We start from the raw sequence: 24715 nt of genomic DNA, 5'->3' as shown, positions 1-24715 counted from the left end.
TCTCATTATTACAGTAAATGATGTCTAATTCTTTTCATTTAAGCTATAATAGTAAATAGACACACTCTGAAGGAGAATGTATGAAAACTAAGGCTAAGATTAAAGGTGTTAAGTATAGCTCAGACTACAAATTTCCAAGATACAAGGTCAAATTAGAAACACCTGAGGGGAAAGTATTAATTATTGCCTTCGATCATACTTTATCGTCCAAATCAAAAGGATACGTTCCATTAAATGTTAATTATGATGGTGAAGACATGGGCAATAAATTGTCATGGTATTCGAAAAAAATCGAAAATATGACAATTAATAACTTTCTAAGAATTTTAGCTGGTAAAATTGATAAATTTTATAAGGTAAGCTAGAGACTCTCTGTTTGAGAGTTTTTTTCTTGCGTACATATAGTTTTTAATCATTTTAATGACGTGCACAATAAAGTAAGCGGTTACAATATACTTAGCTGCTTCATATTATATATTAAATAATCGAATGGGTTAGGAGAATGAATATGATATTTGAAGCGCTTCCGACATTAGTTAAGATTTTGTTTTACTTATTTTTTGTATTAACGATGGGGAATTAGCGAGGACAAACCTTATTTCAAATAATTGGCTGGATTCAGTAAATGAACTCAGCTTTTTCATGTCTTAAAGTATGCCGATATGGATAAATAAAAAGGTGCTATAATTATTTAGGAAAATTATGCAAATTATAACGATAAAAGTGCACCCTATTGTAAATCCATGTCGTCTAACTAGCGATTCTGTAAGGGGGGAAGAAGTGATATTGAAAAAATTGGAGCATTTCTTATTAAATGAAGTAGAGGAGAATGAATTAGATAAACTGTTAGAAGAGATTATGATTTTGTATGGAGATGAACTGACACGGTTAGCTTATACATATGTAAAGGATATAGAAACAGCAAAAGATATTGTGCAAACTGTTTTTATTAAGTGCTACACCCATTTAAAAACGTTCAAAGGAGAGGCTAAATTAAGAACTTGGCTCTACCGAATAACAATTAATAAATGTAAGGATTATGTGAAAAGTGCTTATTTTAGGCGGTTTACTTTATTTAAGAAAGATGATTATAAGAGTGAGACCGTGACTTCTCCAGAAGAGGAAGTAATTGATCAAATTATGCAAGCGGAACTAAAAAATATAATTTTAAATCTCTCGCCAAAATATGCAGAAGTCATCCTATTATATTATTATGAGGAGCTTGATATTAATAAAATTGCTGATATTCTACAAATCTCCAGAAATACTGCTAAAACGAGATTAAGAAGAGGCAGAAAAAATCTTATCCCATTCCTAAATAAGGAGGAGTTCAGATGAAGAATGATTCCAAGGTCATAAAAGAGACAATAGGAGAAGTAATGAAAGATGCCCACTTTTCACAAATAGATCGACAAAAAGTATTATTGCAAGTGAAAAATAAGAATGAAGAGAAGGCTTATCATCATAATTTTGTGATTTTATATAAAAAATATATAGTAACTACGATAATTGCTTGTCTATTCATTTCATTAATGCTGACTTTTCCAAAACTTTCACCAACTCTAGCAAATACACTCTCTTCCATCCCTTTTATTGAATCTATTTTCAAAGCATATGGTGATGGTGGATTAAAGAAAGGGAAGGACAGCCAATTAGTATCAAATATTATTGCTACTTCAAAAAGTAATGATGTAGAAATGACGATAGAAGAAGCAATTTATGATGGAGAAAGAATATCATTTAGTTATGTAGTAGAATCAAAGAAACCAATCAAAGATTATCAGATTGATAATCTAAATGTTTCCTTTAAGGAAGAAGCAAGAGCTGGTTTAGGGAAGTTAACAGATGGTAATTATGAATTGGTGACTCCCAATAAAGTAGCTGGGATTGGAACAGTAAATTTCATTAAACATAAGGAATTACCAAAGGAAATTGAAGTTCATCCCTATTATGCAGTAGTAATAAACGGAAAGTATGAAATCTTTCAATTTGAATTTAAACTTACCAAAACGGAAAACCTAGAAATAATGGCTCCGATGATTACTAGACAAAGCAATGAGAGCGAATTTACAGTTGAAGAAATAAAAAGAACGCCAATCACTACAGTGGTTAAGATGAGCTTTAAACGTCCACTGACAAAAAAAGATGATAAAATTTTAATGTTCCGATTAATCACAAATGAGGGAGAAGTAATACCTTGGATTTATAATACACATGGCTATGGTGGAATCACAATAAAGGATAATATGGAAGTGGTGGATTCTATTCAGGAATCATTTGAAGGGTTAGATGAAAATACAGATTCGGTGACCATTCAACCAATGATCGTCAATATTAATTCGACATATAATCCAATAGAAGAACCATTTAGAGGGAAGGATACTAATTTAGATATAGGGGGATGGGGGAAAATCAATATTATTGGAGTTAAATATACGGGGAATGTAATGACGATAACCTATGAATTAAATAGTCCGTTTCCTTTTTCCCATTCGAACTATTTTACATTAAAGGATCGTAAGGGCAAAGTATATTATGGGGCTAATAAATCTATAACCTTTAAAGAGAAGGATCATTATATTTTCGAAGAGGAATATATGAATATTCCCAAAAAAGAATTGACTATTGAATATATGCAAGAAGAAGCTCCTGAAATATTGAAGGATTTAGAAATTGAAGTTCCATTAAAATAGTCTAATCTATCGCTTTTTCCGATATCTTTTAAAAAGAAAAGGAACCCAAAAAAACTTAAGTAATTCCCTTTCTGTGGGGAAACATATGAAATAGAATACTTATAAGTAGACCAAATTGCATATGATTTGGTCTTTTCTTCTTCTTTGTTTTATTGGTTTTAATATATAAAATCGCACACGAAAAAGCGACAAAATTTATTAATACTTAAACCTGAATTATTCACCGCAATCTAAAATTTTTAAGGATTTCATTAGATTAGTAATGCTAAGGTAAATTTGTACCAAGAAAATAGCCTAGTTAGAGAAGGTTTGAAACGAGTCTTAGGAGAAAACTGATTTTTAGACAGACTCCTCCCTTGGTACGGGTTCGATTTTTTAAAAAGGCTATTTAGTTGAATTTTAGCTGCTGCACCCGAGTCAGTACGTCCCAAAAGAAGCGTTCATAAACAAAGCTCGAGGACATTTTGAAATACAGTGAGCGTCCGGATCTCACCAATTTACTCGCTACTTTAATCAAACGTGTGCGAATCGTCTGAATTTGAATGCTTTTATAGGCAGCTGGAAAACTTAGTGTACGTAGCCAGTTTGTGAAGTTATAGGCAAGCAGACTTAACATCATCCGAGCTTCATTGACGAGGAAATGATGGCTTTTCATCTGATCCAAGCCAAAGCCATCTTTTGCTTCTTTGATGAAATTTTCCATTGTGCCTCGCTGTTGATAGGACGTGACAATCGCTTGAGGCGAAAAGCTTTCACCGAGACTCGTCACAAAAAAAGCATGTAAAAAGAATAGTTCACCTGCTGGGCGGGTCGATTGAATAACAATACGACGAGGCTTTGACCAAGACGATGCTTGATAAATAGATTCTTCCACATAGCTTTCTGTCACGGACACATCACGAATTTCATGTATTGGATGCAGTTCTTCCGCAAGTGCTTTTAACTTGGCGTTCGCTTTTAAACGAATGATATAGTATACCGATTCCTTTTCGCACAATTCATATAGCTCAGGCACCGCAAAGCCACTGTCCCCACGGACAAGATAAGACTTTTCAGGAAAAACTTCGTTATAGTGTTCGATGAGTGGGCGCATAAAATCCACTACACCATTGGAAGTATAAACGCTCCCCGGGCGCAATTGAGCTTTCAAGAAATCGCCGGTTAGCCCATCAAATGCGACAAGTGGATGGAAGCCCATTGTGCGATAATGCGCGTTGTAGGACGAATTTTCTTGATTTCCGTATGTATCGGCATGTGTTGAATCTAAATCAAAAATCAGTGTCTTGGATTGTCGGGCATGATGAACCCGATCAAGTAACTTCTGATTTGCCTCTTGAAGTTGGTCCAGTGCTTGCGTGTCAAAGCGCTTAAAAAATCGAGATAACGACGGTTGAGAAGCGAGTGCAGGGGTACCAAGAATTTGTGTAAAAACCGGATCATGTGTCAAACGGTCCGCTGCATCGTCCTCGTGATAGCCGGCGATGAGCTGATAGATTTTTTGACGAAGAAGTTGTTCGTTTTCATGAATACAATACGTGCGTGTATCCTTCAAACAAAGATGCTTGGCAATAGTTTGAGAAAAGCCGATTTTTTCATCAAACTCACGGAAGATCAATTCACCTGTGTCAGAAGAAAGTGCACCTCCATCATTGGATAATTTAATAGAACGATTGAAATGTAAAGGTTTTTGCGTTAAAGTTGTCATCATAAGAATCCTTTCTTTGGTATTTGTAAGTCGCAATAACCTTAACAGAAAAGGATTCTTTTTTCATCTTTTAAGTGAAAAAGAGAATCCCATTGAAAAGCCGATAAGTCAGCTTTTCAGTGGGATTTCGTGTTGGTTGGTGAATAATCTAGGTTAAATTAATGCATAAGATATTATCCTACTAAACATTTGTATAAGAAAACTCGATCTATACTGTATTGAATTCTTTAAGTTAAATTTAAAATAGTTCCTCAATAGATTAATATTATGTGTATATTTTGTGTCGTAAAATGTTATTGTGACTGCTAGAATAAAGTGTACAGTTTTTGCTTGATAAGATGAAACGCTTATTTACCCAAATATACCAGCAAAAAATATCAACCTATCACTGTAAAATGATCATAGTTCATACTTGCAGTGGAGGTTAGCGAAGGTGGATAAGTGGGAAATGTACATGGAGATAAAGCAATTATTAAAGCAAGGATTTAGTCAGACAAAGATAGCTGAAAAGTTAGGGGTTTCTCGAACAACTGTTTACAGGCACTTAAAGAGATCTCCTTCGGAGATGGCGGAATGGGTTGATTCTCTTCAGTATAAAAAGAAAAAATTAGATCCATATAAAGAACTGATTTTATCTTGGTTGAGAATGCATCCGGATATGTCAGCAGCACAAGTTTATGATTGGCTTTTAGAGAAATATAAAGATCTAACTGTTGGAGAAAGTACAGTAAGAACATATGTAAAAGCATTAAGAGAAGAATACAAAATAAATAAGGAAACATCTCCTCGAATGTATGAGGCAATTCCTGATCCCCCAATGGGAGAACAAATGCAAGTAGATTTTGGTCATACGAGACAAAAAACTGTTGATAATAAGGAAGCCAAACTCAACTTTATAGCTTTTGTCTTATCACATTCTAGACAAAAGTATAAAGAGTGGTTGGATAGACCATTTACAACACGGGATGTTATACAAGCCCATGAGAACGCGTTTAAATGGTATGGAGGAATGACCAATGAGATCGTTTATGACCAAGATAGTTTAATTGTTGTTAGCGAAAATGGTGGAGATCTAATTTTAACTAAAGAATTTCAGCAGTATAGAGAATCCAGAGGAATAAACCTTCGGGTTTGTAGAAAAGCTGACCCTGAGAGTATGGGAAGAATAGAAAATGTAGTTGGATTTATCAAACAAAACTATGCCAAACATAGAGTGTTTCATAACATCGACTCTTGGAATGAGCAAGGATGGGAATGGCTGAACAGAACGGGGAACTATAAAATACACAATACAACAAAAAAGAGACCATTCGAAGTGTTCCTCCTGGAAAAGCAACACTTAAAACCAGTCTCCCAAAATATAGATATTCAAAATAACTATGAGATAAGTATAGCAAGATGTGTTCATAAGGACAATACTATTCGTTACCAATGATTGAGTCAAGTTTTTGTGGGAGTTTTTTTAGCTCCCTTTTTTATAAAGTAAAACCTCTAAGTTTGTATCCGCTTTCCAATTGGTTTTGTTCTTCCAACTGTTGATTCTCTCATTTTTTAAAAACCTTTTAATCCCTGTAAGGCAAAGTGAACGGGTTTTCCAATCGCTTGATTTAAGTATGGCATGTTCTGACGCACGGTTTCTGTTACTAATTTTGTGGGTATTTTTCTTTTCGGTCGATGCTCTTTCTTTGATTTTTCCGTGGCTTTTTCCCATTTTCCATATATCGTTTGGATAGATAGATCATCCTTCAACCCAATCCACAAACGTGCCATGCTCATGACGCCTTTTTTGCTCCATGCTCTTCCATTTTTTAATCGTTTGGCTAATTGATTCATCATTGCTTCTGCACTTCCCATTGGACGATACGCTGTCGTGTCCACGCCTTTCTCCTGTAACCAACTACGGTAATCTTTTATGGTTTCCTGATGATGCGTTAAAAAGCCGAGGAAATGCGCTAGTTTTTCTTCTTCTTCTGGTGTATCCATTGTTCCTACTGCGCTATTCAACTCTAGAAGTAATGTTTCTACCTGGTAGTTTTTTAACGCTCTTTTCATGTAGCGGTATCGAGGATGGCTTCATTAGTTGCTTCATCGAACGAGCGACATGAAAACGGTCCATGGTGAAAAAGGCGCGTTCCCGAAAATACTCCCGACATGCCGTTATCCAGCCTGCTCCATCGCCATTAATAATAAGCAAGGTTTGGGTTGGATCATACGCATAATGATTCTGTAAGAATGTTTCAAAAGCTTCCCAAAAGGGTTCTTTTTCTTCATAGAGAAAATGCCTTTTATTTCGGAGCCTGACTCGCTTTCCGTTTTCTTTCCATCCCTCATGTACAGCGGCGAATTTCAACTCCCATCCACGCTTTTTCTTTTCTTGACTCTTCACATATAATCCATCTACTTCGACAAACAACACCTTTTGAAAAGGACGTTTTTCCTTAGCGGGAAGTACGCTTGTATGAAGAAGATGTTGCCGTAATGCTTCGTGGCTCATCGCCGAATAGCCTAAAAATTGTTCGAACGTTTCCACCGCCTTTCGATAGGAGGAACCATTTGTCGCTAATTCTAGCCCCCATTCTTCTAATAGTGGACTAAACCCTTTATTCCCTTGAAACTGTAAATAATGATCTAACAGACAAATATATTTTTTGGTTACACGATCGAAATAATAATTACGCTTCAGCTCCACTGCTCCAAACGCTGTATCTACTCGTATTTCTCGTTTATCTCGTAAAGCAAATCTTCTTTTGTCTCGTTGCTGAGCAATCTCTAGATCCCAATTTTCTAATGTTTGAACAAGGATTTCTTGAAAGGTCATTTGTAGTGTTCGAAATAAAGTTTTTTCCAATTCTTTTAATGATGGCATTTTTGTGTTACATTGATTCATGAGAGCCTCTCCTTTTCGTAGTGTTCTAGTCAAACTCTACTTTACAAAAGGAAGCTCTCTTTTTTAATACTTAATTTTTTCCAGCTACCGCGCTTTCGCTTGGTGGCCTTTTTGTCTAGTTGGGGGACTCGTCCCCCAACTAGACAAAAAGGATATTTATTCTCCCACAAACATTTTACTCATACTGACATGATCACTTTATTAATATTAATTATTATCGGTCTACTAACAATAATTAGGAATCAATCTAAGACGGTAAAGCAAAATAATATTTTCATAGATATTTTAAGTGATATACGGATAGAAATGAACGAAAAGAATAAAGAGGGTAAATGATTACATGTGAAAAGTAGATAGCAGATAATTAAATAATTGGTTAAATGTATTAATTTATAGAAGCAATGTTTTTATTCTCTCCTACAATACTGTAACGGATATAATAAGATATAAGGAGCTTTCCTTAAATAAAAGGGAAGACTTTTTATTTCAAAAATGTAATAAGTGAAAACTTGGTTATGGTAGAAAAGGGGCAGGATGATTAGATTGAGGTGGGTCATTGCTATTCCGATTATTTTAATTGGAGCTTTTCTGTTTTCATTTAACTATTGATGATATGGGAGATATAAGTCATCTAATTATGAGAATTATAGGATTGGAATTTTTTTATTTGTAGTAAGAGGGAGCACTTCTGATAGAAAAGAAAACGGATTCATATTACAATCGGACAGGTTAAGAAAAAAATGGTAAAATAGTGATAAAAATTCATCTAAACAAAGAATGTAGCTAAATGGAGTTCTTAACAACAGGATTAATACTTATAGCTTTATTTATTTTTATTATTCATTCGATAGAAACATTAGCTTATGCTTTGAGATTATCAGGTGCACGGGTTAAAATGATTGCCTCAGCTTTATCACTCTTTAACATAATGGTTATCGTATCAATATTAGCTAATATGATGCAACAACCCTTCACTGGAAGTCTAATTGATAATGCTCCAAAATTTTATCCGCACTCTATGCAGCATTATTAGTACCTGAAAGATCTGCTACTACAATTATGGCATCGGGTTTAATAAACGGGATAGCAACGATCCTGTTAGTTATTTTTATTGATCCTAAATTATCTGTCATGGCAGACGATGTTGTTAATCAAAGAGGGAATTACAATAAGCTAAAAAGTTTGTCAGTAATGATGGTAACCTCAAGATTATTAGGTACAATACTTGCTCAAGTGTTTTTTTTATGGGGAGCAAGATATATCGCTTGGTTTACAAAATACATTGTCCTATTCAGCTAAAGTGGGTATTCTTCTGTAATTAAGCTAAGTTTGTGAACAAATACACTTAAACTAACGGCGGCTTTCGCATACTTTTTACAAGAGGAAATATAATTAGTTGGAAAAACAGAGCAGCCGGAATACACGCAGACTCCTGTGGGATTAGCGAGACAGTCTGAGACCCCGGAGGCGAAGCTGAGGAGGCTCAGCGCGAGCCCCACGGAAAGCGAAGTGTATTCCGGCTGCGGGGAACCGCACTAAACTTCATGGAAACATCCTTTAAAAACCAAATAAAAAACCAAAAAATTATAGGGAACTCTCATAAGCATCTTCGTATAATTGTTCGGATTTATCCTTGACTCGAATACTTATGTCCCAGCCTTGTTCTTTTAAATAGGTTAAAGAAAGTGACTCAATGTACAAGATTTTCCTTTGGATTAAAAAAAAATTAACAAAAGATCATACGTTCTTATGTTAATATATATTAAAAAGGGAGTGGATTAGTGTGGCAGTAAAGAGTGAAAAAGAAATTTTATTATTGAATAGCAACATAAATTTTAAATCATTGCTTGAAATAATTGACTCTGTACCTACCAGAAAAAGGGTAACTTCTATTGAAACTCAAGAGAGAGATAAGAATTTTCGTGATGTATTAATGCACCTTTATGAATGGCAAGCTATGCTTGAAAGGTGGTATAGAGAAGGCATGGATGGAGATATTCCTTTTATGCCAGCAGCGGGTTATAAATGGAATACTATAAATCTGCTTAATAAACAAATTTGGGAAAAGTATCAAGATGTAACTTTGAATCAGGCTATTAAGAAATTGAAGTTAAGTCATGATAGAGTAATGAAACTAATTAAATTACATACTAATGAAGAACTCATAACAAAGAAATACTACAAGTGGACAAAAACAAGCAATTTATATACTTATTTTGCTGCAAACACCTTACATCATTATACTTGGGCTATAAAAAAATGTGAAGTCATTGCAAAGATTATAAAAGAAACAGAAAATGACAAGGCGGTAAAATAATAAACTAAACAAAGGGGCATTGACCGAATGAATGGATGAATGCTCTTTTTTCTCAGTACTCCTTTAATAAATTGAAGTTGAAAACGAATAACTTTGTGAAGAAATGTACTTAAGCTAACCATAGAGTTGAACAAGATAATAAGCGTTCTTTGTTTGCTATTACTCCTATTTAGGGTGCTAAACATACTGTGTTTTAGTATGTTTAGCACCTGTTTAATTATATTTTTTCCAGAATATCGGAACTACTAAGAAACCATTTTCCAAACTTACTAATACAAGATTCCTCTTTCATTTCATCATATGTATGAAAATCATTTTCGCTAAATTCGGCAAGTGTTTTATCAAAGTGTCTTGGAATAAATATATACCAAAGATCAGACCATTTTTTCGCACTGTCTAATCCTCTTATTTTTTCAGAAATCGTACCTGGAGATTTACTTTCAAAGAATTTTATATTTTCTCCATCATAATAGGCTAAACAGGACCTAAATTCACAATAGCGATTTTCTTCTTCACTTAATAATTTTAAGATGCCACTAATTCCTATCGTGTCTAACATATGATTGACATATGCCCTAGGAAACCCATTTAATTCATCAATGAAAAATCCAGAATCTAAGGCAATACATGGACGCTTCACGATTTCATATGCTTGTAATACTTTTTCTCTTGCAATATCTTTAATATTATCTGTTCTTGGTTCACTTAATTCTGCGCTGATAGGAGTTACTTTAATACTTTTTAATTCATTTTGAGCAGAAGCGATTTTTCCTTTGTTGGTGGTGACAAATACAATCTCTTTCATTTGAAAAGTTTCTCCTTATGCTTCGTTTTAAAGATGAGAACTACAATTTAATTCCATTCTTATTAATAAATATAACAAATATACGAATGATAAGAGAATAGAGAAGTTTGTAAATAGTTGATTAATGGTGTTATGCAATGAGTAAAGCTGATTTTCGCACTAATTTTTTGGTATTTTTCATAGACTATTTTGCAAAATTAGGAGAAAATGAAAAAAAGGTAGCAAATAGATTTCTCTTTACTTGAGAAAATGATTGAGTTTAATACTAATGATAAAGCAAACTGTACGACTTTTTGGAGAAAAGAGTAAAATTTAGAAGGGTGTAATTGGATGACAAATAGGGAACTAAATCCTAATGTTGAGGAATTTTTAAGCAAAGATAGTCAGTGGAAGGAAGAATTTGAGAAGTTAAGACAGATTGTTCTTGATTGTGAGGAACTTACCGAAGAATTTAAATGGATGCACCCTTGTTACACATTTAACAATAAAAACATTGTTTTAATACATGGATTTAAAGAATATTGTGCGCTCTTATTTCACAAAGGTGCCTTGTTAAAAGATTCTCACGGGATTCTAATTCAACAAACGGAGAATGTACAGGCGGCGCGCCAAATTAGATTTACTAATTTACAAGAAATAGTAGACAAGGAAGTAATTATAAAAGAATATATTCATAATGCTATTGAAGTGGAAAAAGCAGGTTTGGAAGTGAAAGTAAAAGAGCACGAAGCATACATCCTTCCTGCAGAACTTGAAACTAAATTTGCAGAAATACCTGAATTAAAGAATGCATTTGAAGCATTGACACCGGGACGTCAAAGAGCATACATTTTTCATTTTTCACAACCGAAGCAATCCAAAACACGAGTATCAAGGATTGAAAAAGCGATGGAGCGAATTTTGAATGGTAAGGGGTTAAATGATTGTATATGTGGACTATCCCAAAAGATGCCTAATTGTGATGGATCGCATAAGTTTGCGGGGAAAAAATAAATAGCTACAGAGGGACGGTTCTATTGCTTTGCAAGGAACGGTTCCTTTTTCTGTTACACGAAAATATTTAATTTATTGAAGGAAATTAATTATCTATGTTGAATTCTACTTAAAATATTATCAGTCTAGTTAATAAAAAGGTATTAGAAATTCAAAATTAACGGAGGAATAGCATATGCATTTTAAGTCTCCACAAATCAATCTATATGTTGATGATTTGGAAAAATCAAAAGAATTTTATCAGAAACTGGGATTTAGACAAACCTTTGCTGCTGAAATCGATGGTAAGGAAGTACATTCTGAACTGTTATTAGATGGTTTTAATTTAGGTATAGCTACAAAAGAGTCTGCAAGAGAAATTCATGGGTTATCTCCCAGCAAAAATATGGGGATTGAAATTGTATTATGGACAGAAGATACGGATTTGGCTATTCAGTATGCGATTAATAATGGTGCAACTCTACTATCTGAACCACATAATTTTTTAAATGACTTAAGATCTGGCTGGGTACAAGACCCTGATGGTAATCCTATACAAATAGTTTGCAAAAGGGAGAAATGATAATTCTCTAGAACCATCCCTCTCTTCTTTTTTAAAAGAAGGAATATTCTGTCTAAACATAGAAATATACATAAAAATATGTTTAGAGAGGTGTAAGGATGGACCAAATTAGTTGTATTTCCTACATATTGCATCAGTCTCGTGAAGAAAACATAAGAAAAATAGCGATTGATCTGTTAATTGGAGACATTTCGTTAAAAGAAGCAGAAAAGATTTCGCCTCAAGTGAACAAGCAATTGAAAAAGGCAGAAATATTGTATAAAAGTCATAAGGTGGATTTAAAAGCTGTTTCAACATTTGTCCAGGACTTTATGTTTGTGACAGGATAGCTTACACATTGAAAAATAAAAGATAAATCTAATTTTAAAGTGTTTCTTTCGATAAGAAATGCTTTTTATTTTTGTTTTACTTATCCAAAAACAATAAAAAACAAATCAAAAATAATAAAAATTTATTGTAAAACAATAAACAATATGATAAATTCAAATTGAAATAAATATGAGAGGTGTTTTTTATGAAACAAGTGTCAACGCTCTTTTTAAAAATTGCTGTTATTCTTATTGGACTGCCGATCCTTGCATTGTGCATCTTTTTAGTACCGGAAATTGGCAATTTCGTAGCTGCGTTATATCCAAATAATGCTTATATAAAATATCTTGTGATGATTGATTTTTATGCAGCAGCAATTCCTTTCTACTTTGCACTGTATCAAGCATTTAAACTTTTAAACTATATTGATAAGAATGAAGCTTTCTCGGAGTTATCGGTAAAGGCTTTAAAGAAAATAAAAAACTGTGCCATTTCCATTAGTGTAATTTTTGTATTAGGTTTGCCGTTATTTTACCTCATTGCAGAAATGGACGATGCTCCTGGTGTCATTCTAATTGGACTAATTCTTATTTTTGCTTCGATGGTGATTGCCGTTTTTGCCGCAGTACTTCAAAAGCTATTAAAAGAAGCAATCGATATAAAATCAGAAAATGACTTAATAGTCTGAGGTGAAAACAAATGGCAATTATAATTAATATCGATGTAATGTTGGCTAAAAGAAAAATGAGTGTAACCGAATTATCAGAGAAGGTTGGAATTACAATGGCCAACCTATCTATATTAAAAAATGGTAAGGCAAAAGCTATCCGAATATCGACGTTAGCTGCTATATGCGAAGCTTTGGATTGCCAACCAGGCGATATATTAGAATATAGAAAAGATGGAGAGAGCTAATGATACGTGCATTAAAGCAGCTCGTCTATTTTGGCTGGGAACAAGCTTTATCCTGTGTATTTCCTGTCGTAATTTTTGCCTCTTTGGCTTTTACAAAAATAATAGATCTTCCCTTGTTGCCAAGATACGATTGGCTGCTTCTCATCTGCCTCCTGATGCAGTGGGGAATGGTCCGATCTGGACTGGAAACAAAAGATGAGCTAAAGGTAATTACTGTTTTCCACTTAATTGGACTTGCACTTGAACTTTTTAAGGTACATATGGGTTCCTGGTCGTATCCGGAAGAAGCTTATACAAAAATTTTTGGGGTACCATTGTACAGTGGGTTTATGTACGCAAGTGTAGCAAGTTATTTATGCCAAGCCTGGAGAAGGTTAAATGTCAAATTGGTTAAATGGCCACCGTTTATAGTTGTAGTGCCTCTTGCTGCTGCCATTTATTTGAACTTTTTCACCCACCATTATTGGCTAGATATTCGTTGGATCTTATCTGGATTAGTAATAATCGTGTTTTGGAAGTCATGGGTTTTATATGAAGTAAATGGCACAAGTTATCGAATGCCACTTGCACTTTCTTTTGTCCTAATCGGTTTTTTTATTTGGATAGCGGAGAATATTGCCACTTACTTTAGCGCATGGGAATATCCAAATCAAGCGGAAGCTTGGAGTCTTGTGCATTTAGGAAAGGTAAGTTCATGGCTCTTATTAGTGATTGTCAGTTTTCTTATTGTCGCAACGTTAAAGCAGGTAAAGGAGAAAATGCCTAATAGTAGTTATTAAAAAGTGTAGCATGTCAATTTTATAAAAAAGTAATCAGAAATGCCCATTTTATTAAAAGCTCCTTGATGTGAACAAGAATAATATTCATTTTGATAAATAAAGTCTTGGAGCTTCTTAGTAAGTTAATCTTTGAGTAAAGATATATTCTTAGTTTAATTAATTTCCTCTTTAGCTCCATTAGAGTACATTTCTTTTTCCATTTGGATCCATTTTATAATATCTTGTTTATCTGGATAAGAAGCTTCTAAATACTTGTGATTTTCTAAAAAATCATGTCCTTTTTTCGTTAATCTAGCTGGCTTAAGAGAGAAAAATGTATCGATTCTAAGTACTCTTTCTACATATCCTTCATTTTCTAAAAGAAAGATGAAATTTTCAAATTCCCTCTGCTTGAAATTATATTCTTTTGCTATTGGTAAAGCTGTACCTTTATTGATCTCTCTTAGAACACTATAGATAACCTTCATTAACAAACCTCTTCTTTCTTTTTATACTATATTTGAGAAAATCACTTGCTAGACTATTCTTTTATTGCTAATTTCTCCGTCCTTATTCCTATTAAAACTAAACAGCTGCTGAACTAGCTTTTCAGATAGTTTTATAATTCGAGTTTGTTAGTATGAGTAAAATGTTTGTGGGAGAATAAATATCCTTTTTGTCTAGTTGGGGGACGAGTCCCCCAACTAGACAAAAAGGCCACCAAGCGAAAGCGCGGTAGCTGGAAAAAATTAAGCATTAAAAAAGAGAGCATCCTTTTGTAAAGTAGAATTTGGCGAAAAATACGAAAAGGAGAGGCTCTCATGAATCAATGTAACATAAAAATGCCATCATTAAAAGAATTGGAAAAAACTTTATTTCGAACACTACAAATGACGTTTCAAGAAATCCTTATTCAAACATTAGAAAATTGGGATCTAGAGATTGCCAAGCAACGAGACAAAAGAAGATTTGCTTTACGTGATAAACGAGAAATACGATTAGATACAGCGTTTGGAGCTGTGGAGCTGAAGCGTAATTATTATTTTGATCGTGTGACTAAAAAATATATTTGTCTATTAGATCACTATTTACAGTTTCAGGGGAATAAGGGATTTAGTCCGCTACTAGAAGAATGGGGGCTAGAACTAGCGACGAATGGCTCCTCCTATCGAAAGGCGGTGGAAACGTTCGAACAATTTTTAGGCTATTCGGCGATGAGCCACGAAGCATTACGGCAACATCTTCTTCAAACAAGCGTACTTCCCGCTAAGGAAAAACGCCCTTTTCAAAAGGTATTGTTTGTCGAAGTAGATGGATTATATGTGAAGAGTCAAGAAAAGAAAAAGCGTGGATGGGAGTTGAAATTCGCCGCTGTACACGAGGGATGGAAAGAAAACGGAAAGCGAATCAGGCTCCGAAATAAAAGGCATTTTCTTTATGAAGGAAAAGAACCCTTTTGGGAAGCCTTTGAAACGTTCTTACAGAATAATTATGCGTATGATCCTACCCAAACCTTGCTTATTATTAATGGTGATGGAGCAGGCTGGATAACGGCATGTCGGGAGTATTTTCGGGAACGCGCCTTTTTCACCATGGACCGTTTTCATGTCGCTCGTTCGATGAAGCAACTAATGAAGAGCCATCCTCGATACCGCTACATGAAAAGAGCGTTAAAAAACTACCAGGTAGAAACATTACTTCTAGAGTTGAATAGCGCAGTAGGAACAATGGATACACCAGAAAAAGAAGAAAAACTAGCGCATTTCCTTGCCTTTTTAACGCATCATCAGGAAACCATAAAAGATTACCGTAGTTGGTTACAGGAAAAAGGTGTGGACACGACAGCGTATCGTCCAATGGGAAGTGCAGAGGCGATGATGAATCAATTAGCCAAACGATTAAAGAATGGAAGAGCATGGAGCAAAAAAGGGGTCATGAGCATGGCGCGCTTGTGGATTGGATTGAAGGATGACCTATCCATCCAAACGATATATGGGAAATGGGAAAAAGCCACGGAAAAATCAAAGAAAGAGCATCGAGCGAAAAGAAAAATACCCACAAAATTAGTAACAGAAACCGTGCGTCAGAACATGCCATACTTAAATCAAGCGATTGGAAAACCCGTTCACTTTGCCTTACAGGGATTAAAAGGTTTTTAAAAAATGAGAGAATCAACAGTTGGAAAAACAAAACCAATTGGAAAGCGGATACAAACTTAGAGGTTTTACTTTATAAAAAAGGGAGCTAAAAAAACTCCCACAAAAACTTGACTCAATCGTTTGTTAGTTACAATTGAGTTTTTTGAATAAATAGATACAATAATATTATATTTAATTTGAAATTTTTCGGAAAGGAAAAGATGTGTTGTATGGACTATTTTAAAAAAGCTCCCATATTAAAAGGTAATAAAGTGACATTACGTATGATTAATCCAGATATAGATAACCAATCATTTTTTGATATGTTTCTAGAGCCAGACCTTCATTTATGGACAGGAAATACTGTTCCAATCAATGAGAATGAAACATATGAACTTCTTTGTAAATATCGCGACTTAAATGGACTAATTTCATGGGCTATAATTAATAATGAAACTCAAGAGTTTATTGGGACTTATTGGATCGCATTAGAAGATGAGAATCCAAAGTTAATTTCCTCAGAAGCACAAAGGATAGGTAAGAAATACTGGAGGCAGGGATATACAAAAGAAGCAAGGATTCTAATCTATGATTTTGTATTTTTTCAGTTATTTGCTGAGGAAATTCATGCAGTGGCATGGAAAGACAATATAAATTCCTGCAAATCAATGGAGTATATTGGTTTTAGTTTAATCCATACAGAAAAGAGTTTATTCTCAAAGCGTAATCAAGTACTTGAGAAAAATCACTATATTTTAAAAAAAGAAATATGGATAAAGAGAAGACAAGAAATTTTATTATGATAGTGAGTAAAGCATGGATAGGATAAGATAATTTTTTATGTAAAGGGAGAAAAAATACGTTAAAGACTAAAAAATGAAAATTATTCTTAAAAAAATAAAAGATAAATTTTAATAAATAGTTTGTAGATAATCAATTTTGAAAGAAAATTAACGCAAATACTGTTTCTCTATTTAAAAATTAATATATTAAATCTTGCTCTCCCCTCTAACTATCATATAGATAAAAAAGCAAAAACTAAATATAAAACCAATTAACAAATGAGCGGAGATCTCTACATCTATCGTGCCGGAAAATAAAATAGATATCGCAACTCCATAAATAAATCCTATCATCATAGCAAATAATCTATTATATCCCTCCACTTGAAGACAAATTTCTATTATGATAGTTTGGACTAAAATAATAAAAAAGCCCAAAATAGTTTGATAAATAAGTAGGGCGGTGAGTTCCTGCACACTATGATGACTAATAAACAAGATAGCGTTTAGAAATATATAACAAGCAAAGCTGACAACAAATCCCTTCATTACATTCATAATTAAATATTCCTTTAATTCATTTTCAGTTTATTCTTTATTTTACCAAAAAACAAAGGTAATTTGTTTTAAAAGTAAAAAACTAGTTGTTTAAGAGAAATCAATCAAATAATCAGGAGGAAGCAATGAAAATATTAATCGGCCAACCAAAACGTGAGAACAACTTACAACAATTAATAGCGGAAATAAAGAGTTATTCTGAAGTTGATTTAATACTATTTCCAGAAGGTTATTTTACAGCCCATTATTTAGAGGAAGTATGTCATTTAGCAAATAAACATCAAACATACATTGTTACAGGATATAAAGATGAAAAGAATAAGGATAGAGTATTTATCGCCAACCAATTTGGAAAAATAATTTTAGAAAGAGCAAAAACACCTGAGAATGAAGGATTATATACACCATCCAAAATAAACGATAAAAATTTTTCATTCGGTTATTTACTATGTAGAGAGATTTTTCAAGGAGTAGTAGGTTTAGAGAATGGAAAGGTTGATATCATTTTTAATCCTATAGGTGTTGGAATGTTTAGTGAAGAACAATATGAAGAATGGACAGATGAAGCAAGAAAAATTGCGATAAGGGAAAAAGCTATGGTTATTGGGACAAGCCATGCCGACGGCTCCTACAGAAATTGTGGTTTTTCTATCCCGATTGCATATTGCTTTGATCAAAATGGCAATCATTTATTGCTTTCAAAAAATGATACTCGAACTAGAATTTTTGATACAGAGACTAAGCTAATAAAGTTAGTAGAGACAATATAGTGGTCACAGAAAAGAGGAGAAAGTTTTCCCTTTTTTCTCTAAATAAATAGGATAAGTACACAAAAATTCACTACATATAGAATAATTCTTTTAAAAAGTTATTTATAAACACTTGCAAATCGTAATCATTTCGTTTTATTATATAATAGTTCTTTCTATTTTAACATTAGATGTTAAAATAGAAAGAATAGCAAAAAAAGAGAATTTTTTATCGGTTTATAAATCGTAATCATTTCGATTTATTTAAAGGAGTGAAATTATTGAACAACAAGAAAATTCCAGTTACCGTTTTAAGCGGCTATCTTGGTTCAGGCAAAACTACTTTATTAAATCATATTTTATCTAATAGAGAAAACTTAAAAGTTGCTGTGATTGTCAATGATATGAGTGAAGTAAATATCGATGCTTCATTGGTGAAACAGGGTGGTTTCTCAAGAACAGATGAAAAATTGGTGGAAATGCAAAATGGTTGCATTTGCTGCACACTTAGAGAAGATTTAATAATAGAAGTAGAAAAGCTTGCAAGTTTAGGTAATATTGATTATATCGTAATTGAATCTAGTGGCATTAGCGAACCGATTCCCGTTGCGCAAACATTTACATATGTAGATGAGAGTGTTGGAATTGACTTATCTCGATTTTGTCAGTTAGATACAATGGTTACTGTAGTAGATGCCAATCGTTTTTGGCATGATTTTTCATCGGGCGAAAGTCTTTTAGACCGTAAGCAAGCGGTGGATGAAATGGATGAAAGAGAAATAGCAGATTTGTTAATTGATCAAATTGAATTTGCTAATGTGATTGTGTTGAATAAAACGGATTTAATTTCAGAAAGTAAACTTCAAGAATTGAAAGCAGTTATACAAAAATTTAATCCAGAAGCTAAAATCATTGAGAGTGAATATTCGCGCGTTCCCTTAAATCAAGTTTTAAATACTGGGTTATTTGATTTTGAAGCCGCAAGTCAAAGTGCAGGCTGGATAAAAGAACTGAATGAAGAACATATTCCGGAGACAGAAGAATATGGAATTTCTTCCTTTGTATATCGAAGCAATAAACCTTTTCACCCAGTTAGATTGATGAATTGGCTAGAAAACTGGCCAGATGAAGTTGTTCGTGCTAAAGGATTTATTTGGTTGGCTACTAGAAATGATATTGCCGGACTACTTTCTCAAGCTGGACCCTCCTTAACCATACAAGGTGCAGGGAAGTGGATAGCAGCTTATCCAGAAATGGAGCAAAAAGAAGTTTTAGAAGAAGATCCAGATTTACAAAAACGTTGGGATTCCTTATACGGAGATCGAATGACAGAGTTAGTGTTTATTGGAATTGGCATGAATCAACAGCGAATGGAAGAAGATTTAAATGCATGTTTATTGACTGAAATGGAAATGAAAAAGGAATGGACCAAATTTATTGATCCATTACCTGCATTTTCCTGAGAATGAGCAAAAAATAAAATTTACTAGGAGGAAGAAAAATGAGAGTAAAAATTACATTAGCATGTACAGAAACAGGAGATAGAAATTATATTACAACAAAAAATAAGCGGAATAACCCAGATCGTATTGAGTTGATGAAATATTGCCCGCGTTTAAAAAAACGTACTTTACATCGAGAAACAAAATAGTTTTTTATATAGTTTAAATCGTAATCATTTCGTTTTAATAGATTGAATGGATTGGAGGAAAGAAAAATGGCAAAAAAGTCAAAAATAATAAAAGAAAAAAAACGTCAAGCAATGGTTGAAAAATATGCTGCTCTTCGATTAGAGCTCAAAGAAAAAGGGGACTATGAAGCGCTTAGAAAATTACCGAGAGATTCTTCACCACCCCGTTTAAAAAACAGATGTGAAGTGACTGGCAGACCAAGAGGCTATTTGAGAAAATTCAAAATGTCCCGCATCGCTTTTAGAGAATATGCTCATAAAGGACAAATTCCAGGAGTGAAAAAAGCAAGTTGGTGATTAATGACAAGAAAAGTCGTCAGATATTAAAGTTTGACGGCTTTTATCTTAAATCAAAGTTGGAGGAATATAAAATGAATTCCGTAAATCCTATTTTAGTTCCATTTTTTTATCGAAGTGCTATTGCAAATTTGCCAGAAAGAAAACGGGAAATTTATCAATACATAGAAAGTAAAGAAGCAGAGTTAGAAAAGATTGCTGCAAATGAGAAGCAGTTTATGGAGTTAATGGTTGAAAAATCACCCTTCAAAGAGGCTGCGGACCATTTTTCCCTCACTATGTCGACTATTAAAGAAATAATGGATGAAGCTCAAGCAGAAATAGATTTAATGATAATGGCGAGAATTAATCGAATGCGATGGATTAATTACTCAAAGACTGAAAGAAAATTTCAAAAAAGAAAAAATAAGAAATGGACATTTTTTTTGTTTCTTAATTATTTCTTTTTGGAGCAATATTCATTTAAACGGAATAGATATGACAAGTTATACGTTATAAATCGTAATTATTACGTTTTGTTATGTTAATGAATAATGTTCCTATTATTTAGAAACTAGGAGTGTATCTTTATGAAATTAGTAATAGTAGGTGCTGGCCCATCAGGAATTGGCTTAGGAATATTATTAAAAAAGCTAAACTTCCATGACTTTATTATTTTAGAAAAAGAAGACATTGGTGCAAGCTTTCTAAAATGGCCAAAAGAAATGAAACTAATCACGCCGTCTTTTACAGGACACGGGTTTGGAATGTTAGATTTGAATGCTCTGGCACCTGAAACCTCTCCAGCATACACGTTTGGAAAAGAACATTTAACAGGAATAGAATATGCTAAATATCTTCAATTGTTAGTAAGTCATTATAAATTACCAGTTAGAAAAGCTTATGTAAAAAAGGTAGAAAAAAGTGATGGGTTATTTCAAATTTATACAGAAGAGCAAGAAATTGAATCCACTTATTTAGTATGGGCGACAGGGGAATATGCTACTCCTGATTTAAGTCCATTTGAAGGATCTGAACTGTGTCTCCATAACAGTTATGTTCGATCTTGGATAGATTTACAGGGAGAAGAATTTACGGTTATCGTAGGCTATGAGAGTGGAATAGACGCAGCATATCACTTAACGCAAAACAACAAAAATGTGACGGTAATTTCTAAATCTTCCCCTTGGAAGTCACCAAAAGCTGACCCAAGTATATCCTTATCCCCGTTTACAAAGGAACGATTAGAAATTGCTGATGACACAGATCGATTAGAGATACTTGAAGATGTAGAAGTATTGAAAGTATCTATAGTGGATGGGAACTATGTACTCTATTTATCAGATGGGACAACCCCTGTATCAAAAACAAGACCTATTCTAGCAACAGGTTTTATACCTGGCGTGAAACAGATTCATGAATTATTTGAATGGGATAATTCCAAAATTGTTAAATTAACGCTAAAAGATGAGTCAACTATAACACCTGGATTGTTTTTAATAGGACCTAATGTGAAACATCAAAATGTGATTTTTTGTTATATATATAAATTCCGCCAACGATTTGCAGTTGTCGCAAAGGAAATTCTAAATCGTAGCAATATTACTTATCCAAATGAAGTATTTGATATTTATCGAGAGAATAATATGTATTTGGATGATTTATCTTGTTGTGAGGTGAATTGTGAATGCTAGCAAATGAAAGCATTCATGATAATAATATAGTTATTATAGGATTTGAATCTTCTGGTAAAACCACTTTATTTTCTAAACTATCAGGTAAAAAGAGGACAGATGAAGCAAATGTAAAAGGTTCTACCGTTCATATTGCTAGTGCTTCCTATGGAAATGGATATTTAAAAGATATGCCAGGAATTAATCAAACAGATTCATTTACGCAAAGAATAGTAAAGGAGGAAATAATAAAAGCAACAACAGTCTTTATAGTAGTTCGTGGTACACATTTTATAGAAGAGTTAGAAAAATTATATCCATTGATCGAAAATACAACCAAAAAAATAGTTCTCTTTGTGACCTTTTCAGATAAAATGTCAACAGATGGAAAACAATTGCTGTTAAAACAAATCACAACGAAGAAGTTACCAATATTTATTACCGACACTCGTCACTTAAATAATGATATTAAGGAGTTAGTGTTAGAATGTGTTAATGAGGAGGAGTCGCTTAAGCCTTCTCAATTAAAGGAGTTACTAAATTTATCAATTAGTAAGATGGATCCACCATCTCTGTTCTTTGAAAGAAAATATATGGGGTCATTCATAGCTTTCATTTGCTTATTCGCAATGTTTGTTATTCCAGTAATTTTAGCTTATAACATATCAAACTTTGTTCAGCCACTCGCCGATACTTATATCATTGATAAAATAAAGACTTTATTTAGTGATACTCCTAGAATTGTGCAAATGATTTTTATAGATGATTACGGGCTATTATCCCTTGGTATGTATTCTTTTATTTGGGCGTTTCCAGTTGTCCTACTGATTAGCTGTAGTAAAGCATTAACAGAAGAAACGGGATTAAAGGATCGTATTATAGATACTATTGAACCAGCTATTGAAAAGATAGGTTTAACAGGGAGGGATATAGCTCCGATTATTACTGGATTTGGATGCAATGTAGTGGCCGTATTTCAGAGCAGGAGCTGTCATTCTTGCAGTAGGACTCAATGTATATCGTTTATTTCCTTTGGATCGGCGTGTAGTTATCAAATTGGAGCAACATTATCAATATTTAACACAGCACATGCACCTTGGCTTTTTCTTCCCTATATTTCATTTTTATTATTAGGAGGAATTCTACACAATCGTTTATGGTTTAAAAACCAAAAGATTCAAGAACATAACTTCATGCGAAAGGCATTTATTCAAAAACCGAGTTTGAAGAATTTTATCTATCAAGTAAAAGTAGATTTATTGCAATTTATAAAACAAGCAATGCCTATCTTTTTGATTATTTGCATTATCGCAGGTTTATTGCAATATTTTCATATAATTTCTTATTTAGCTATCATTTTTAATCCATTGTTAACCCTTTTTCAGCTTCCGACTGATGCGGCAACAACACTGGCTTTTTCTATTATTAGAAAGGACGGAATTTTGTTAATAAATGAGGGAATGGTGCCTTATTTTCTGTTTCAATTATTTATATTAGTCTTTCTGGCTTCTACTCTCACTTCCTGTATCGTTACATTATCGACAATTTGGAGGGAACTAGGGTTTAGGCAAGCAAGGAATATTATTTCAAGACAATTAATAACATCTATTTTAGTTGCCTTATCCTTATTAGTCATTCATCAACTTTTTCAGTATTCATTGTAAATACAGGAGTTAATAAATGAAGCCGCTGAAAAAGTATTCCTATCTAAAGTAAATTAGAATATAGGGCATTAGAAAGTGAAACTAATGCAGCCTCCTAAATTTTTTAACAACCAATTATGAGAAATATTCAATAGATAGCATTTTTTCAGTGTCCATAATAATATTAGTTATTTTTACATCACTCTTAACAGATAGTAAGCTTATGAGAATACGAGTGGAAATTGTGAGAGATCAACTGTCCGTAAAGGTCCGATTGGTTCAACTAATCATCAGTGGGGGATCAAGAAATCCCCCACTGATGGAAGTTTCACTTTATTGAGGTAGAAAATGTAGTTGTTAGAGAATAAAATTAGAAATATAAAAAATTAGAAATTTCAATCGTAATAATAATTAGTGTAAATATTTGATTATAAGGGAGGACTTTCAATGAAAGAGGACACTCTATATGACAGATGGTGGCATATGCCATCAGAAAGCGAACAAAAAATGGAAGATAGCCATGGACATTTTTGGGAAAAAATAGTGGAGCGCATTGTAGAGAAAGAAAGAATTCATGATTTCTCCGTATTGGATTTTGGCTGCAATCAAGGTGGTTTTCTTCGATATTTATATGATCGTTATCCGTTTAAAGAGGGTGTAGGTACTGATTTGGGAGTTGAGTCGGTTAAGGTTGCAAATGAGCGAAAAGGTGACTTACCACTTACATATGTGGCAACTGCATCTCCTGAACAATGGGGCCAACGCTTCGATTTAGCTGTAAGTACTGCTGTTATCTATTTAATTTCTAATCTACATGAGCACGCTCAAAAAATGAAGAGAGCATTAAAGCCTGGTGGCGTATATTATGGAAGTTTCACCGATTATAGCAATAACCCGAGTCTCCCACAGATACGTGAAAAAATCAATAATGGAGGCAAGCTATCAATGAATCTTCATTCCCTTGATGATATCATTGGCGCTTTTCACGCTGAAGGATTTGAAGCAGCAATTACTCGGCTTACTCCTCAAACGTTTATACCAATATCGCGTGATGAACGGTTTTTTCAGAGTGTAAAGGATCGCGTTCAATATGAATATGAAGAGGGGTATTTGTTCCGTTTTACGGCTCCTTTATGAAAGCTATAATGTATTGGCATAGATTCTGAAAAACTAGTTAATACTGATTCAAGTTAATTATATTAGCATTCTTTTTGATGCGTACTAAAGTAATAGAGTTTTAATGTACTATTCTTCTAGAGATA

At 33.5% G+C, this 24715-nt stretch carries 27 protein-coding genes and 2 pseudogenes; 23 read left to right on the top strand and 6 right to left on the bottom strand.

Annotated features, from left to right (window positions below; genetic code table 11):
• The first annotated feature begins 80 nt into the window (after positions 1-80).
• From NKG37_RS21230 to NKG37_RS21220, 3 genes are all read left to right on the top strand, one after another.
• Complete coding sequence (locus tag NKG37_RS21230; protein ID WP_016205482.1) at positions 81-365, top strand: hypothetical protein; 285 nt, start codon at positions 81-83, stop codon at positions 363-365.
• 415 nt (positions 366-780) lie between these two features.
• Positions 781-1338, top strand: a complete 558-nt coding sequence (locus NKG37_RS21225) for a sigma-70 family RNA polymerase sigma factor (RefSeq protein ID WP_254415309.1) — start codon at positions 781-783, stop codon at positions 1336-1338.
• Positions 1335-2693 (top strand): DUF4179 domain-containing protein, encoded by a 1359-nt coding sequence (locus NKG37_RS21220; protein ID WP_254415308.1) that lies wholly within the window; start codon positions 1335-1337, stop codon positions 2691-2693. The genes NKG37_RS21225 and NKG37_RS21220 overlap by 4 nt, the downstream gene beginning before the upstream one ends.
• A gap of 388 nt (positions 2694-3081) precedes the next feature.
• On the opposite strand, the gene NKG37_RS21215 is transcribed toward NKG37_RS21220, so the two are convergent.
• Positions 3082-4398, bottom strand: coding sequence for an IS1380 family transposase (locus NKG37_RS21215; protein WP_254416399.1), 1317 nt, complete (start codon positions 4396-4398; stop codon positions 3082-3084).
• A 433-nt stretch (positions 4399-4831) separates the two neighbouring features.
• On the opposite strand from NKG37_RS21215, the gene istA reads away from it, so the two are divergent.
• Positions 4832-5833 (top strand): IS21 family transposase, encoded by a 1002-nt coding sequence (gene istA / locus NKG37_RS21210; RefSeq protein ID WP_254415307.1) that lies wholly within the window; start codon positions 4832-4834, stop codon positions 5831-5833.
• Between the two features lie 116 nt (positions 5834-5949).
• Here the strand turns inward: istA and NKG37_RS21205 are convergent, their stop codons facing one another.
• Entirely contained in the window at positions 5950-6450 is a 501-nt protein-coding gene (locus NKG37_RS21205; protein ID WP_254415306.1) for a UPF0236 family transposase-like protein, read from the bottom strand.
• On the bottom strand, positions 6395-7264 hold the full coding sequence (locus tag NKG37_RS21200) for a UPF0236 family transposase-like protein (protein ID WP_254415305.1): 870 nt from the start codon (positions 7262-7264) through the stop codon (positions 6395-6397). Before NKG37_RS21200 ends, NKG37_RS21205 begins: the two co-directional genes overlap by 56 nt.
• 808 nt (positions 7265-8072) lie before the next feature.
• Here NKG37_RS21200 and NKG37_RS21195 point away from each other — a divergent pair.
• Positions 8073-8584 (top strand): annotated as a pseudogene (locus tag NKG37_RS21195) (DUF2837 family protein).
• Between the two features lie 484 nt (positions 8585-9068).
• Complete coding sequence (locus tag NKG37_RS21190) at positions 9069-9602, top strand: ClbS/DfsB family four-helix bundle protein (protein ID WP_254415304.1); 534 nt, start codon at positions 9069-9071, stop codon at positions 9600-9602.
• A 217-nt stretch (positions 9603-9819) separates the two neighbouring features.
• Here the strand turns inward: NKG37_RS21190 and NKG37_RS21185 are convergent, their stop codons facing one another.
• The gene (locus tag NKG37_RS21185; RefSeq protein WP_016203564.1) at positions 9820-10407 is read right to left on the bottom strand and encodes a non-canonical purine NTP pyrophosphatase; all 588 of its coding nucleotides are present in this window, start codon (positions 10405-10407) and stop codon (positions 9820-9822) included.
• A 225-nt stretch (positions 10408-10632) separates the two neighbouring features.
• On the opposite strand from NKG37_RS21185, the pseudogene NKG37_RS21180 reads away from it, so the two are divergent.
• The 7 genes and pseudogenes from NKG37_RS21180 to NKG37_RS21150 all read left to right on the top strand — a co-directional run.
• Positions 10633-10716 (top strand): annotated as a pseudogene (locus NKG37_RS21180) (iron chaperone); the annotation flags it as partial.
• Positions 10717-10737: 21 nt separating this feature from the next.
• Positions 10738-11400, top strand: a complete 663-nt coding sequence (locus tag NKG37_RS21175) for a DUF1801 domain-containing protein (protein ID WP_254415303.1) — start codon at positions 10738-10740, stop codon at positions 11398-11400.
• A gap of 175 nt (positions 11401-11575) precedes the next feature.
• Positions 11576-11962 carry a VOC family protein gene (locus NKG37_RS21170; RefSeq protein ID WP_016203566.1) on the top strand — a complete coding sequence of 129 codons (387 nt, stop codon included), beginning with the start codon at positions 11576-11578 and terminating at the stop codon, positions 11960-11962.
• A gap of 98 nt (positions 11963-12060) precedes the next feature.
• On the top strand, positions 12061-12291 hold the full coding sequence (locus tag NKG37_RS21165; protein ID WP_254415302.1) for a hypothetical protein: 231 nt from the start codon (positions 12061-12063) through the stop codon (positions 12289-12291).
• Between the two features lie 185 nt (positions 12292-12476).
• The gene (locus NKG37_RS21160; protein WP_016203568.1) at positions 12477-12959 is read left to right on the top strand and encodes a DUF2975 domain-containing protein; all 483 of its coding nucleotides are present in this window, start codon (positions 12477-12479) and stop codon (positions 12957-12959) included.
• A gap of 11 nt (positions 12960-12970) precedes the next feature.
• Complete coding sequence (locus NKG37_RS21155) at positions 12971-13186, top strand: helix-turn-helix domain-containing protein (RefSeq protein ID WP_016203569.1); 216 nt, start codon at positions 12971-12973, stop codon at positions 13184-13186.
• A gap of 2 nt (positions 13187-13188) precedes the next feature.
• Positions 13189-13965, top strand: coding sequence for a DUF817 domain-containing protein (locus tag NKG37_RS21150; RefSeq protein ID WP_254416432.1), 777 nt, complete (start codon positions 13189-13191; stop codon positions 13963-13965).
• 152 nt (positions 13966-14117) lie between these two features.
• On the opposite strand, the gene NKG37_RS21145 is transcribed toward NKG37_RS21150, so the two are convergent.
• Positions 14118-14432, bottom strand: coding sequence for a hypothetical protein (locus NKG37_RS21145; protein ID WP_254415301.1), 315 nt, complete (start codon positions 14430-14432; stop codon positions 14118-14120).
• 354 nt (positions 14433-14786) lie between these two features.
• Between NKG37_RS21145 and NKG37_RS21140 the strand changes: the two genes are divergently transcribed.
• Both NKG37_RS21140 and NKG37_RS21135 read left to right on the top strand, forming a co-directional pair.
• The gene (locus NKG37_RS21140; RefSeq protein WP_254415300.1) at positions 14787-16103 is read left to right on the top strand and encodes an ISLre2 family transposase; all 1317 of its coding nucleotides are present in this window, start codon (positions 14787-14789) and stop codon (positions 16101-16103) included.
• Positions 16104-16312: 209 nt separating this feature from the next.
• Positions 16313-16885: a GNAT family N-acetyltransferase gene (locus NKG37_RS21135; protein ID WP_254415299.1), complete on the top strand. Its 573-nt coding sequence runs from the start codon at positions 16313-16315 to the stop codon at positions 16883-16885.
• Between the two features lie 186 nt (positions 16886-17071).
• Here the strand turns inward: NKG37_RS21135 and NKG37_RS21130 are convergent, their stop codons facing one another.
• Positions 17072-17422, bottom strand: a complete 351-nt coding sequence (locus NKG37_RS21130; RefSeq protein ID WP_254415298.1) for a hypothetical protein — start codon at positions 17420-17422, stop codon at positions 17072-17074.
• Between the two features lie 125 nt (positions 17423-17547).
• Between NKG37_RS21130 and NKG37_RS21125 the strand changes: the two genes are divergently transcribed.
• From NKG37_RS21125 to NKG37_RS21090, 8 genes are all read left to right on the top strand, one after another.
• Positions 17548-18192 (top strand): carbon-nitrogen hydrolase family protein, encoded by a 645-nt coding sequence (locus tag NKG37_RS21125; protein ID WP_254415297.1) that lies wholly within the window; start codon positions 17548-17550, stop codon positions 18190-18192.
• Between the two features lie 260 nt (positions 18193-18452).
• Positions 18453-19634: a GTP-binding protein gene (locus NKG37_RS21120; RefSeq protein ID WP_254415296.1), complete on the top strand. Its 1182-nt coding sequence runs from the start codon at positions 18453-18455 to the stop codon at positions 19632-19634.
• Positions 19635-19672: 38 nt separating this feature from the next.
• Positions 19673-19822 (top strand): 50S ribosomal protein L33, encoded by a 150-nt coding sequence (gene rpmG / locus NKG37_RS21115; RefSeq protein ID WP_016203575.1) that lies wholly within the window; start codon positions 19673-19675, stop codon positions 19820-19822.
• A 66-nt stretch (positions 19823-19888) separates the two neighbouring features.
• Positions 19889-20158, top strand: coding sequence for a 30S ribosomal protein S14 (rpsN, locus tag NKG37_RS21110; RefSeq protein WP_254415295.1), 270 nt, complete (start codon positions 19889-19891; stop codon positions 20156-20158).
• Between the two features lie 74 nt (positions 20159-20232).
• Complete coding sequence (locus NKG37_RS21105) at positions 20233-20685, top strand: hypothetical protein (protein ID WP_254415294.1); 453 nt, start codon at positions 20233-20235, stop codon at positions 20683-20685.
• A 42-nt stretch (positions 20686-20727) separates the two neighbouring features.
• Positions 20728-21831: an NAD(P)/FAD-dependent oxidoreductase gene (locus tag NKG37_RS21100; protein ID WP_254415293.1), complete on the top strand. Its 1104-nt coding sequence runs from the start codon at positions 20728-20730 to the stop codon at positions 21829-21831.
• The gene (locus tag NKG37_RS21095; protein ID WP_254415292.1) at positions 21825-23474 is read left to right on the top strand and encodes a nucleoside recognition domain-containing protein; all 1650 of its coding nucleotides are present in this window, start codon (positions 21825-21827) and stop codon (positions 23472-23474) included. Before NKG37_RS21100 ends, NKG37_RS21095 begins: the two co-directional genes overlap by 7 nt.
• 426 nt (positions 23475-23900) lie before the next feature.
• The gene (locus NKG37_RS21090) at positions 23901-24590 is read left to right on the top strand and encodes a class I SAM-dependent methyltransferase (protein WP_101731069.1); all 690 of its coding nucleotides are present in this window, start codon (positions 23901-23903) and stop codon (positions 24588-24590) included.
• Positions 24591-24715: the final 125 nt, after the last annotated feature.

The sequence above is a fragment of the Niallia sp. RD1 genome, from assembly GCF_024219955.1.
Lineage (GTDB): Bacteria > Bacillota > Bacilli > Bacillales > Cytobacillaceae > Niallia > Niallia alba.
This window is presented reverse-complemented; position numbering and strand designations above follow the sequence as displayed.